The 11,645-nt window shown below is 73.8% G+C and carries 12 protein-coding genes; 4 read left to right on the forward strand and 8 right to left on the reverse strand.

What is annotated here, in order from left to right:
* On the reverse strand, nucleotides 1-435 hold the full coding sequence (locus ABZV78_RS01655; RefSeq protein ID WP_355634844.1) for a DUF4190 domain-containing protein: 435 nt from the start codon (nucleotides 433-435) through the stop codon (nucleotides 1-3).
* A gap of 181 nt (nucleotides 436-616) precedes the next feature.
* On the opposite strand from ABZV78_RS01655, the gene ABZV78_RS01660 reads away from it, so the two are divergent.
* Nucleotides 617-1,813 carry an acyl-CoA dehydrogenase family protein gene (locus ABZV78_RS01660; protein ID WP_154229816.1) on the forward strand — a complete coding sequence of 399 codons (1,197 nt, stop codon included), beginning with the start codon at nucleotides 617-619 and terminating at the stop codon, nucleotides 1,811-1,813.
* A gap of 71 nt (nucleotides 1,814-1,884) precedes the next feature.
* Here the strand turns inward: ABZV78_RS01660 and ABZV78_RS01665 are convergent, their stop codons facing one another.
* Nucleotides 1,885-2,532 (reverse strand): hypothetical protein, encoded by a 648-nt coding sequence (locus ABZV78_RS01665; RefSeq protein WP_355634845.1) that lies wholly within the window; start codon nucleotides 2,530-2,532, stop codon nucleotides 1,885-1,887.
* Between the two features lie 92 nt (nucleotides 2,533-2,624).
* Here ABZV78_RS01665 and ABZV78_RS01670 point away from each other — a divergent pair, with 92 nt between their 5' ends.
* Both ABZV78_RS01670 and ABZV78_RS01675 read left to right on the forward strand, forming a co-directional pair.
* On the forward strand, nucleotides 2,625-3,224 hold the full coding sequence (locus tag ABZV78_RS01670; protein WP_355634846.1) for a TetR family transcriptional regulator C-terminal domain-containing protein: 600 nt from the start codon (nucleotides 2,625-2,627) through the stop codon (nucleotides 3,222-3,224).
* Nucleotides 3,225-3,298: 74 nt separating this feature from the next.
* Nucleotides 3,299-5,185 (forward strand): hypothetical protein, encoded by a 1,887-nt coding sequence (locus ABZV78_RS01675; RefSeq protein ID WP_355634847.1) that lies wholly within the window; start codon nucleotides 3,299-3,301, stop codon nucleotides 5,183-5,185.
* 7 nt (nucleotides 5,186-5,192) lie between these two features.
* Here ABZV78_RS01675 and ABZV78_RS01680 read toward each other — a convergent pair whose 3' ends face one another.
* Both ABZV78_RS01680 and ABZV78_RS01685 read right to left on the reverse strand, forming a co-directional pair.
* Nucleotides 5,193-5,600, reverse strand: coding sequence for a CoA-binding protein (locus tag ABZV78_RS01680; protein ID WP_355634848.1), 408 nt, complete (start codon nucleotides 5,598-5,600; stop codon nucleotides 5,193-5,195).
* A 50-nt stretch (nucleotides 5,601-5,650) separates the two neighbouring features.
* Entirely contained in the window at nucleotides 5,651-7,696 is a 2,046-nt protein-coding gene (locus ABZV78_RS01685; protein WP_355634849.1) for an intein-containing Rv2578c family radical SAM protein, read from the reverse strand.
* A gap of 83 nt (nucleotides 7,697-7,779) precedes the next feature.
* On the opposite strand from ABZV78_RS01685, the gene ABZV78_RS01690 reads away from it, so the two are divergent.
* Nucleotides 7,780-8,160, forward strand: a complete 381-nt coding sequence (locus ABZV78_RS01690) for a DUF393 domain-containing protein (protein WP_355634850.1) — start codon at nucleotides 7,780-7,782, stop codon at nucleotides 8,158-8,160.
* Between the two features lie 21 nt (nucleotides 8,161-8,181).
* Here the strand turns inward: ABZV78_RS01690 and ABZV78_RS01695 are convergent, their stop codons facing one another.
* From ABZV78_RS01695 to ABZV78_RS01710, 4 genes are all read right to left on the reverse strand, one after another.
* The gene (locus tag ABZV78_RS01695) at nucleotides 8,182-8,928 is read right to left on the reverse strand and encodes a cellulose binding domain-containing protein (RefSeq protein WP_355634851.1); all 747 of its coding nucleotides are present in this window, start codon (nucleotides 8,926-8,928) and stop codon (nucleotides 8,182-8,184) included.
* 71 nt (nucleotides 8,929-8,999) lie between these two features.
* Nucleotides 9,000-9,380, reverse strand: a complete 381-nt coding sequence (locus tag ABZV78_RS01700; RefSeq protein ID WP_355634852.1) for a DUF742 domain-containing protein — start codon at nucleotides 9,378-9,380, stop codon at nucleotides 9,000-9,002.
* Nucleotides 9,358-9,801 carry a roadblock/LC7 domain-containing protein gene (locus tag ABZV78_RS01705; protein ID WP_355634853.1) on the reverse strand — a complete coding sequence of 148 codons (444 nt, stop codon included), beginning with the start codon at nucleotides 9,799-9,801 and terminating at the stop codon, nucleotides 9,358-9,360. The genes ABZV78_RS01700 and ABZV78_RS01705 overlap by 23 nt, the downstream gene beginning before the upstream one ends.
* Nucleotides 9,798-11,624, reverse strand: coding sequence for a nitrate- and nitrite sensing domain-containing protein (locus tag ABZV78_RS01710; protein WP_355634854.1), 1,827 nt, complete (start codon nucleotides 11,622-11,624; stop codon nucleotides 9,798-9,800). The genes ABZV78_RS01705 and ABZV78_RS01710 overlap by 4 nt, the downstream gene beginning before the upstream one ends.
* Nucleotides 11,625-11,645 lie beyond the last annotated feature (21 nt).

The following is an 11,645-nucleotide window of genomic DNA, read 5'->3' on the forward strand; positions in this document are numbered from 1 at the left end:
TCAGTAGGTGCTGCCGTTGTCCGAGTTGGCCCAGATGGCCAGGCCGATCCAGCCGCAGCAGACCAGCAGGCCGATCGCGGTGAAGATGTAGCTGAGGATCAGCCCCCAGGTGGCGAGCTGGTCGCCCTCCTCGCCGGTCTGGCGGATCTGCCGCTTGGCCAGGTGGCCGCAGACGATGCCGGCCGGGGCGAAGACGAAGGCGAAGACCAGCGACAGGATGGCGAGCGCGTTCGGGCCGCCGCCGCGTGGCTGCGGGCCGGGGCCGGGCGGCCCGTACTGGCCGTACGGGGGCTGCGGGGCGTAGGGCGGCTGGGCGGCTCCGGGCGGCTGGTGCCCCCAGTGCGGCTGCTGCTGCGGCTCCCCGTACGGCTGTCCGTAGGCCGGCGGCTCGTACGGCGACGGTGGCTGATCCGGCTCACCGGGTGGTTGGCTCACGCCCTCCTCGCCCCCTCGGTCGCAGGTCGACGGCCCTCTCTCTTGCGGACGCTACTCGCAGCGGTGAACCTTTTCACAGCGGTTGTGTGGACTGGTCACCTTGGCTCCGCCGGTCCCGGGGCCGATACTGACCCAGCGTTCAGTTACCCACGAGTAATGCGCCGATCCCCCGGAGGCTGAGATGGCCCGACTCGCCCAGACGCCCGGCCTGACCGATGTGCAGCGGTCGATCCTGGAAACCGTTCGGGAGTTCGCCGACAAGGAGATCATCCCGCACGCCCAGCGGCTGGAGCACGCCGACGAGTACCCCACCGACATCCTCGACGGGATGCGCGAGATGGGGCTGTTCGGCCTCACCATCGACGAGGAGTACGGCGGTCTCGGCGAGTCCCTGCTGACCTACGCCCTCGTGGTGGAGGAGCTGTCCCGGGGCTGGATGTCGATCTCCGGCATCGTCAACACCCACTTCATCGTGGCGTACCTGATCTCCCAGCACGGCTCGGCCGACCAGAAGGCCCGGCTGCTGCCCCGGATGGCCACCGGCGAGGTGCGCGGCGCCTTCTCGATGTCGGAGCCCGAGTGCGGCTCGGACGTCTCGGCGATCAAGTCCAAGGCGGTCCGCGACGGGGACAACTACGTGCTCAACGGCCAGAAGATGTGGCTGACCAACGGGGCGTACTCCTCGGTGGTCGCCACCCTGGTCAAGACCGACACCGGGGCCGACTCGGTCTACGGCAACATGAGCACGTTCCTGCTGGAGAAGGAGCCCGGGTTCGGCGAGACCGCCCCTGGCCTGACCATCCCCGGCAAGATCGACAAGATGGGCTACAAGGGCGTCGAGACCACCGAGATGGTGCTCGACGGCGTCACCGTCCCGGCGTCCGCCGTGCTCGGCGGCGAGGAGAAGGTCGGGCGCGGCTTCTATCAGATGATGGACGGCATCGAGGTCGGCCGGGTCAACGTGGCCGCCCGCGCCTGCGGCATCTCCATCCGCGCCTTCGAGTTGGCCGTCGCGTACGCCCAGCAGCGCCGCACCTTCGGCCAGCCGCTCGCCAAGCACCAGGCCGTCGCGTTCAAGCTCGCCGAGATGGGCACGAAGATCGAGGCCGCCCACGCCCTCATGGTCAACGCGGCCCGGCTCAAGGACGCCGGCCAGCGCAACGACGTCGAGGCCGGGATGGCCAAGCTGCTCGCCTCGGAATACTGCGCCGAGGTCGTCCAGGAGGCGTTCCGCATCCACGGCGGCTACGGCTACTCCAAGGAGTACGAGATCGAGCGGCTGATGCGGGAGGCCCCGTTCCTGCTGATCGGCGAGGGCACCTCGGAGATCCAGAAGACCATCATCTCCCGGGGCCTGCTCAAGGAGTACAAGCTCTGAGCCGCGCCGTCCCCGGGTTGATCAAGAAGTTCGCGTCCGATCCGGCCGTGCCGCTGACGCAAACTTCTTGATCAACGGGACTGCGTGGGGTCCGGAGCCGGCAGGTGCCGGCGGGCCAGCTTGACCAGCGCGTCGGGGTCGTCGGCGTAGAGCCGGATCTCGCGCACCGGCTCGCTGGGGCCGCCCGGCAGCCGGACCGGCAGCGGCCGGCGCAGCACCAGGTCAACGCTGGTCTGCTTGCCGGTGACCACGTTGAGCACCGTCCCCGCCTCGTCCCGTTCCAGCTGCACCGAGCGGCTCCCGGGCAGCGAGCGGTACCGGGCGTCGACCCGAGCCACCGCGTCCCAGGGCACCGTGAAGTCCACCGAGAAGCCGTTGCGGACGCGCAGCCCGGCAGGTTCGGCGACGTGCGGGTGGATCTGCAGGGCGGCGTAGAGGCCGATCATCCACAGCAGCCCCCAGATGCCGAGCCCCAGCGCGACCTCCCGCACCGACTGCCAGGGCATGGTGTGCCGGATGATCACGTCGAAGATCGGGATCTCGACCGCGGAGAGCGCGATGAAGGCGATCAGGATCGGCTTCACCGCGCCGAGGTAGCTGAACGCTTCGGCCCCCTGTGGCAGGGCGAGGGGCCGGCGCAGAAGCCAGCGGAAGAGGCTGCGCCACATGCGCCACTCGTACACGACCACACGACGCAGCAGGCCGAGCGCCTTCCGCATGTCTCCACCCTTCGCCGTTTCACGTTGCAGTCGCAATGTAAAACGCCCGCCCGGGAAGTGTCAATGCAGTCGTATTGTGAAACCATGAGGGCATGCCGAAGCGGGTCGATCACCGGGAGCGCCGGGCGCTGATCGCGGACGCGCTGATGCGGGTCGCGGCCGAGCAGGGACTGGAGGCGGTCAGCCTCCGGCACGTGGCCGCCGCGGCCGGAGTCAGCGCCGGGATGGTGCAGCACTACTTCCGTACTCGCGACGAGATGATGACCTTCGCGCTCGCCGTGGTCCGGGAACGAAACGAGGCCCGGGTGACCCGGGCGGTCACGGCGCTCGGCGCCACGCCGGCACCGCGCGCGCTGCTCCGGACCATGCTGGCCGAGTTGCTGCCTCTCGACGAGGAGCGCCGCGCCGACGGCCGGGTGGCGCTGGCGTTCCTGGCCTACACCGCCGTACGCCCGGCCGTCGCCGCCGCGCTGCACGACGAGACGGCCGCCCTGCTGGGCTTCGTCGCCGGTCTGATCCGGGCCGGGGCGGCCCGAGACGTGGACCCGGAACGAGCCGCGGTCGGGTTGCTGGCGGTGATGGAGGGGCTCGGCATCTACCTGCTCGGCGGCCACTACCCGCCGGAGACCGCGCTGGCCGCCCTCGACACCCAACTCGACCTGCTCTTCGGCCCGGTGGGCCACCCGAGCTGAGCGCCCTCTCGGGCAGGTCCCGACCAGCAGGCAGGGGGACAGCGGCGGTGACGGCCGGGCCGTACCGTACGCCCGTGCCGATTCCCCGCCGCAGCGCCGCGCTCACGACGCTCGTGCTGGTGCTCGTACCGTGGTCGCTGCTCCGGGTGGTCTGCGGGCTGCTCCCGCTGCCCGGCGTCGACCCGGCGCGGGTGGTCAACGGGATGTTCGTCCCGCCCGCCGGCGTCGTCGGTGCCCTCGTGGAGCCCGCCGTGTGGGCCTGGGCGGTGACGGCCGCGATCGCCGCTACAGCCCCCGTCGACCGTCCACTGCGCCGCGCGTTCCGGGCCCTCCCCACGGTCGGCGCCGCCCTGCTCGCCGGGGCGGGCACGCTGCTCGTCGCGTTACTCCTGCTGGGGACGGTGCTGCTCGCCGGCGGGGGGCTTGTCTGGGTGGTCGCCGCGCTGGTCGCCCTGCCGGTCGCCGCGTTGCTGGTCCGCTTCGCGCTCGTCCTGCCGATCGCGGTCCTGGACGGCCTGCGCGGCAGGGCGGCGTTCCGGGCTTCCTTCGTGGGCGTACGCGGCAACGCGCTGGGCCTGGGCGTGGCCTTCCTGTTCGGTGTCGCGGCGCCGGCACTGCTGTACGGGTGGGCCTTCGCCCGTCCCGAGGAGAAGGTGACCGATCCTCTCCTGGGTGTCCTGGCCTGGTTGCTGCGGGACGCGACCCTCATCGCCGTCGTCGCTCTCCAGGCGCAGACCCTCCTCGTGGCCCACCGCAACCTGCCCGGACGGTCGTTGCTGCCGGCCCTCGATCCCGAGGAGCCCGCGCCGGCGGCCGATCGGCTCACCCGGCGGCTCGGCCGACTCACCGTGCCGCTGGGGCTGGCCGCAGTCCTGCTGCCCACCGGGCTGGTCGGTGGCGTCGTCGCCGCGGAAGGGTTGCCCGAGGTCACCGTGAACACGTCCGACCGGCTGCACCGGATGATCGCGGTGGGCTGGCCGGCGGGATGCGGTCCGATCCTCGTCGGGCAGAGCTGGTTCGACGACTGCCTCGACGACAGTTGCCGGACCCGCCGTCGCACCGACCTGTCCGTGACGATGTACGAACCGTTCGGGGGAGCGGCCTTCGGAGCGGACGGCTCCGTCTACGCCCTTGGCCAGCACGCGCTGGAACAGTGCAACGCCCAGCGGATCTGCCGGCGGGGCAAGGGTGCCCTGGAGGTGCTGCGCGAAACCGGAGCGGCGGCCATCACCCTCACACCCGCCGGAGAGATCCTGCTCGCCAGCGCCACGGAGGTCCCGCCCGCCGCCCCGACCCCCAGCGACGCCGGCCACGTCGAACTGAAGCTCATCCACTGCCCGGACGTCTTCTGCGCCACCCCCCGGGTCACCAGCCTCGGCCGGGTGAACGGATCGCTACGCGATCGGGACGGTTCCCGGCCCACCAGGCTGGTGGTTCGGGTCGACGCGAGCGGCCGGCCGGTCGTCGCCCTCCGCTCCCCTTCCACCGGTGCGGTCTCCGTGGGCTGGTGCGCCACCCTCGACTGTGCGCAGCCCGAGGTCGCGCCGATCGACGGTCCGCGACGCCCGGGCATGCCGACGCCCGAGGAACTCGCCCTGCTGGACGTCGGCGACGTCCTCGACTGCCGGGCCGGCCACGGGTGCGGCGGCAGCGACCCGCTGGCCACCGTTCACCGAGCCGAGGGCGGCGTCTGGGACGTGGTTGCCGAGCCGGTTCACCCGGACGGCCTCTACGTCCGGCTGGGTTCCGGGCCCTGGCCCGACCGCGCCGTACTACGGGTCTGCACCGACCCGGCCTGCCGGGAGGCCAGAGAGGTTCCGCTCGTGGAGATACCACCGGTCCAGACCTGGTGGAGCGACCGGCCCGCACGGGAGCGCTGGCTGATGGCGGTCCACGGCGACGGCCGGGTGGTGGCGACCGACCCTTACGGCCTGCACGTCGTGGTGGTTACCCGGCCATGAGCCGAGCTCAGCCCCGGCGGGTCAGGCCCCCGGCGGCGCGTTCGATGATGAGGCAGCGGTCCTCGACGTAGTCGATGCCCGCCTCCTCGGCGATCCGCCGCGCGTCGGCCGAGAAGATCCCGAGCTGCAACCAGACCGCCGGCGCGCCGATCGCCACCGCCTGGCGGACCACCTCGACGGCGTCCGCTGCCGGGCGAAAAACGTCGACCAGATCAACGGGGTGCGGGATGTCGGCCAGCGTCGGGTACGCCTTCTCGCCGAACAGTTCGTCCACGGTCGGGTTCACCGGGATGATCCGCCAGCCGTGCCGCTGCATCTCCAGCGGTACGCGGTGCGCGGCCTTGCCCGGGTCGCGGGACGCGCCCACGACGGCGATCACGGCGGAGTCGGCGAGGATCTGCTGGGCGGAACGCATTCCCCGAGCCTAGCCCTCGTCGGCGCCCCGCAGCCCGGCCCGGCTCGTCCTCACAGCAGGGAGAGCTGTTCGGCCGCCGGGGCGGGTGTGGCGGGCAGTTGCCGGTTGTCGCCGGCCTCGCCCCGGTGCAGCCCGTGCCGGCGGGCCGCCATCCGCACCCGCGCGGTCACCTCCCGCTGATACGCCTGCGGCGCGTACGCCCCGGCCTGATAGAGCTGCCGGTAGCGGGGGACCAGGTGCGGGAACTCGCGGGCCAGCCAGCGCGCGTACCACTCGCGGGCGCCGGGGCGCAGGTGCAGCGGCAGCGGGGTGACGCCGGTGGCCCCGGACGCGGCGATCGCGGCCACCGTGGCGTCGATCGACTCGTCGTCGTCGCTGAGCCCCGGCAGGATCGGCGCCATCAGCACCCCGACGGCGAAGCCCGCCTCGGTGAGCTGGCGTACCGCGTCGAGGCGGCGGCGCGGGCTCGGGGTGCCCGGCTCGACGGCCCGCCACAGCGCCTCGTCCACGAACCCCACCGAGTAGGACAGCCCGACCCGGGTCACCTCGGCGGCCTGCCGCAGCAGCGGCAGGTCCCGCAGCAGCAGCGTGCCCTTGGTCAGGATCGAGAACGGGTTGGCGAAGTCGCGCAGCGCCTCGATGATCTGGGGCATCAGCCGGTAGCGCCCCTCGGCCCGCTGGTAGCAGTCCACGTTGGTGCCCATGGCGATGTGCGCGCCGCGCCACTTCGGGGCGGCCAGCTCCCGGCGCACCAGCTCACCGGCGTTGACCTTGACGATCACCTTGCGGTCGAAGTCCGCGCCGGCGTCGAGATCGAGGTAGGTGTGCGTGTTGCGAGCGAAGCAGTTGTGGCTGACCACCCCGTTGGCGATGAAGTCGCCGGTGCCGGTGGTGATGTCCCAGAGTGGCAACTCCAGCCCCAGATCCTCGATGCCGGCCACCCGCAGCCGGGCCCGGCACTTGAGCGCCATGCCCTCGATCGAGCGCTTGCGGGTGACCGCCGGGTCGGTCAGGTGGAAGAAGCGCAGCCGCTCCGGCAGGCCGCCGGTCAGCCGGAGCTGGCGGACCCGGTTGAGGTTGCCCGGGTCGTCGAGCACCCAGCGGAAGCCGAACCGGTCCAGGGCGGCGCCCGCCCGCTCCCGGCTCTCGTCGTCGCCGACGCTGATCCGGAAGACGCCCCGCCGGCAACTGCCGGCGGCGTCGAAGCTGCCGGCGAGGAGGCCCAGCCACCAGTCGTCCGTGAGCTCGTCCGCCGGACGGATCAGCTCGGCGACCGCCTCGGCGTCACCGGGCCGGGCGGTGCGGATCGCGGTCGTCGACCGGCGGCCGGCCCGGACCGGCGGGCCGGGCAGCCGTTCCGTGCCGATCCCGGCGTCGGCGAGGAACCGCTCCGCGCGCTCCAGCGCCTGCTCGTCGGCAGTGGCCAGCCGGAAGTGGCTGCCCGGGTGGTCGGCGTCGCGCACCAGGGCGCAGAGGTAGCCCCGCCGGTAGTCGGCGGAGCGCTTCGGGGCGGATGCGAACCGGCCGGTGCCGAGCAGGCGGTTGCGGGTGGTCAGGTAGGGCCGCCGGCCGCCACCGCGCATGCTGCCGGTCACGTGCTTCCAGCCGCGTTCGGTGAGGAACCGGTGGTCGCCGCTGGCGACCAGTGTGGTGCCGTCCTCCAGGGTGACCCGGTAGGCCCGCTTCACGGTCGACCACTTGTCGAGCACCGTGGTCACCACATAGTGCCGGTAGGCGCCGCGCCGCTCGGTGCCGTAGATCCGGTCGCCGACCTCCAGCTCACTGATCGGCTTCGTGCGGCCGTCGGCCATCAGGATCGGCGTGTCACCCGACAAGCAGTAGACGCACGCATGGCTGCATCCACGGTAGGGGTTGATCGTCCACTCGAACGGGACGCGGGACTGGCCCGGCACCCGATTGATGATCGACTTAGCCCGCACCTCGTAGAACGTCATGCCGGCGAAGCCGGGGGTGTCGAACGTGCGGGCGATCGCGCCGGGGAGCGCCAGCGGCAGGGGTGGAGCCGCTGGCGCTGCCCCGTCGGGAGTCCCCTCGTCCGGGGGAGCGGAGAGGTTGTCCCAGCGCATGTGCTTCATTCGAACATGCGTACGAACGAAGCGCAAGTGACCCGCCGGACACCGGCCACCGGAGTGGGGCGGGCGGGGTGCAGGATGGGGGCATGGAGACGTCGACCTTCGTCTACGACGGCGACTGCGCGTTCTGCACCCGCTGCGCGGAGTTCATCGAGCGCCGGATCCCGACCGGGACCCGCGTGCTGCCCTGGCAGTTCGCCGACCTCGACGCGCTCGGCCTGACCGCCGCCGAGTGCGAGGAGGCGGTGCAGTGGGTCGGCGCGGACGGCGCGCGCGCCGCCGGTCCGGACGCCATCGCCCGGCTGCTCGGCGACAGCAACCCGTTCTGGCGGATCGCCGGGGCCGGCCTGCGGTTCCCGCCGGTGCGCGCGGCCGCCTGGCCCGCGTACCGATGGGTGGCCCGCAACCGCCACCGGCTGCCCGGCGGCACCGCGGCCTGCGCCGTGCCGTCCGCCCGGCGCGACTGACCCGCCGGCTCGGCGCGCCCGTCAGCCGGGCAGGCCGGCGCAGGCGGCCCCATCGATGGTGCAGGCCGTTGGCGTGGAGGTGACCGCCGCGCCGTTCACCCGGAACGTGACCCGCACCGTGCCGCCGCCGGGCACCCGCCCGGTGTCCCCGTCCGGCACGAAGGTCCACGTCGCGCCGTCCTGGCTGGTCCGAGCCCCGGTCACCGAGGTGACCCGGAGCGACTCGCGGGGCAGCACGACGACCAGGGCCCAGTCCGGCGCCGCCGCCGGGCCCGGGTTGCCGATCGTCACCGCCGCGCCGTAGCTGAGCAGGGCGCTCTCCTCGACGGCGAAGTCGGCGTGCAGCGCGACGGGTGCGGGTGGTGCCGCGGTGGTCGCCGAGGGCGCCCTGGTCGAGGGCGGGTCGCCCGGCGGAGCGGGCGCGGGCGGCGCGGCCCTGGTCGCGGGCGGCGCGGACGTCCGAGGGGTGGCGACGGCCGGAGCGGGCGGGGCGTCGGGCGTGCCGGTCGCCACCGGTTCGGTCGCCGGCACGTTTCCGCCCGGCCCGACGGCCACCGGGGTCAGCCGTTCCGGTGTGCGCAGCACCGTGACGATCGAGTAGGCCGTGGCCAGCAGTACGCCAAGCGAGGCCACGATGGCGACGTACGCGAGCCGCGACCCGTCGCCCCGGCCGAGGACGGCGCGACGGGTGGCCCCGGCCAGCGCGACGATCCCGTCCAGCAGAACGAGCGGCAGGGTCCGCCGGGGCGGGGACGGTGGTGCCGGCACTGAGCCTTTCCCCCTTCAGGTCGTCCGTCGGACCCGAGTGCGCGGTCTCGGGTCCCGGCTGTCACCGCCCGTCACAGCGTGCGGAGTCCGTCGAGCAGCGCCTCGAGCAGTTCCCGGGACGGCACCCCGGACAGCGCCGGCGGCTCGTGCGTCTCGATGAGCCCCGCCGCCAGCAGATCGCCGAGCAGCACTCGGACGGTACCCAACGGCAGTTGCAGGTCGGCGGCGACCTCCGCCACCGACAGTGGACGGTTGCACCGTTCGACGATGCGGGCCTGCTCGGGAAACAGCTGTGCGGAGGCGGGGGCCGACCGACGGGCCACGACGAGGGAGATCAGGTCGAGCTGGCCGTGCTCGGAGGTCAGGCGGCCGCCCGTCACCGTGTACGGCCGGGCCACCGGCCCGGCGTCCTCGTCGTACCACGCCTCGTCATGGTCTCCGGTGGTGCGCACCGCTGTCCCCGCCTGTCGCCGTCCGGGGTTCGAGGTATACGGGCAGGGCCCGCTCGGCCTGCGCCGCGAACAGCGCCACCTCGTACGCCATGTCGCCGACGTCGGCGTCACCGCCCATCCGGACGGTGAGGATCGCTCCGCCCCGGGTGGTGGCGACGAACACGAACGCGCGCGACATCTGCACGACGACCTGCCGCAGCGCGCCTGCGGCCCACACCCGGGCGGTCGCCTGTCCGAGCGCGTACAGGCCGCTGACCAGGCTGGAGAGCTGCTCCGCGAGCCGGTCCGGCACGTTCCGGGAGCGGCCGAGCAGCAGCCCGTCGGGGGAGAGGACCACGGCCAGCTCGGCCCCGGGGACCCGGTCGACCAGGCCGTCCAGGGCGGCCGTCAGGCCGTCGGTGGTGAGCACTGAAGGAGTCATCTAGGTCCTCTCCCGCTGTTGCGGAGCGTTGTCTGGACGATGTGGGGGCCGGTGGCGTCGGGGGCGGGCCCGACCGCCCCGGACTGGCGGATCCGCGTGGGCAGGCCACCGCCGTCGGCCGCCGGGTACGTGGGCCGGGCCGGCGCGGGCCCGGTGGTGCCGCCCTCAGGTGCGGTGCCGGCGACCAGACCGAGCGGGAGCAGCACGACGGCGGCGGTTCCGCCACGTGGTCCGGGACGCAGCGAGACCCGGGCGCCGCACCGGGCGGCGAGCAGGGCGGCGACGTACAGTCCGGCCCGGTCGGCGGGCGGCCCGTCCGGGGGCGGCCGATCCAGCAGATCGTTCGCCTCGGTGAGCGCGGCGTCGTCCAGGCCGGGACCGTCGTCGAGGATCACCACGGCGCAGCCCTGCGGCGCCGGTTCACCGGCGACCCGGACGGTGGTGTGCTCCGGCGAGCAGGCCAACCCGTTCTCGATCAGCTCGGCCAGCAGGTGGACGACGTCGGTGACGCCGGACCCGGCGAGCGACCACGGCCAGTGCGGCGCGACCAGGACCCGCTCGTAGTCCGGCACCTCGGCGATCGCCCCGCGTACCACGTCGAGCAGCGGCACCGGCCGTCGCCAGCGGCGGGCCGGCGCCGCGCCGGCGAGGATGACCGCCTTCTCCACGTTGCGCCGGACGCGGGTGGCGAGATGGTCGAGCCGGAAGAGGTCGGCCGTCTCCTCCGCCGCCAGCTCCCGCCGCTCCATCGCGCCCAGCAGGGTGAGCTGGTCGCGCAGCAGGGCCTGGTTGCGCCGGGTCAGCCGCAGGAGCAGTTCGCTGGTGGCGGGCGCCGCCGGCTGGTCGGTCAGCCGGCGCACGATGCGGGACCAGCCGACCAGCACGACGAGCACCGTGATGAGTCCCAGCCCCAGCACCAGACCGGTCCGGGTGACCACCAGCGCGGCACCCGGCGCGGCCCGCTCGGCGCTGTCGCGGGCCGCGGCGATCACCAGTTCCCGCAGTCCGCTCAGGGCCGGGTCGACGGTCGCCCGCCAGCTCTGCGCGCTGACCCCGGCCGTGCCGTCCGTGCCCGCCGTCCGGAGCAGCCGGTCCTCCAGCACCAGCAGGCCGGCGAACGGGGGGCTCTCCACCAGCCGCTGGTGCCGGTCCCGTCCGGCGGCCGGCAGTTGCGCGGCCGCCGCCGCCCGGGCGTACCGCTGGGTGGCCACCAGCTCGGCCAGGCGGCGCCGGTCGTCGTCGCCGATCCCACCGCCGGCCAGCGCGGCGGTCAGCAGGGTGTCCTCCCGGGCGAGCAGCTCGCGGGCCCGGGCCAGCGCGACGACGGCCCGGGTCTCGCCGGCCAGGTCGTCCTCGCGCCCGCCCCACTCCGGGCCGTACACCGCGAAGGCGGCGCCGATCAGCCGGTCGTACCCGGCGACCGCGCTGGGCCGGTCGAGCCGCCCGCCGTCCACCTCGGACCGGAGGATGGCCAGTCCGGCCAACTGCCGGACCAACTCGTCGGCCCGGTCCCGCACCGCGCCCGCGGTGAGCAGTCGCGGGTCGTGGTTCTCGGTGAACGCGCGCACCGGGGCGACGGCGCCGTCCGTCCGGTCGCGCGCCTCGATCAGCGCGGCCCGCGTCCGCCCGGCCCCGGCGATCGTCTCGGCGGTCAGCCGGCGTTCCCGCTGGAGGTGGAGGATCAGCAGGTCGGTGGGCTGGCCGAGGGTGTCCGCCAGGGCCCGGACCCGGACCAGGTCGGCAGCGTCCCGGGCGGTCAGCACCGCCCCGTACGCCCACAGGGTCAGCAGCACGGCCGCCAGGGCGCCGAGCCTCAGCCGCATCCGGTCCACCGGCAGAGGCCG

Source organism: Micromonospora sp. NPDC004540, from assembly GCF_040610095.1.
Lineage (GTDB): Bacteria > Actinomycetota > Actinomycetes > Mycobacteriales > Micromonosporaceae > Micromonospora.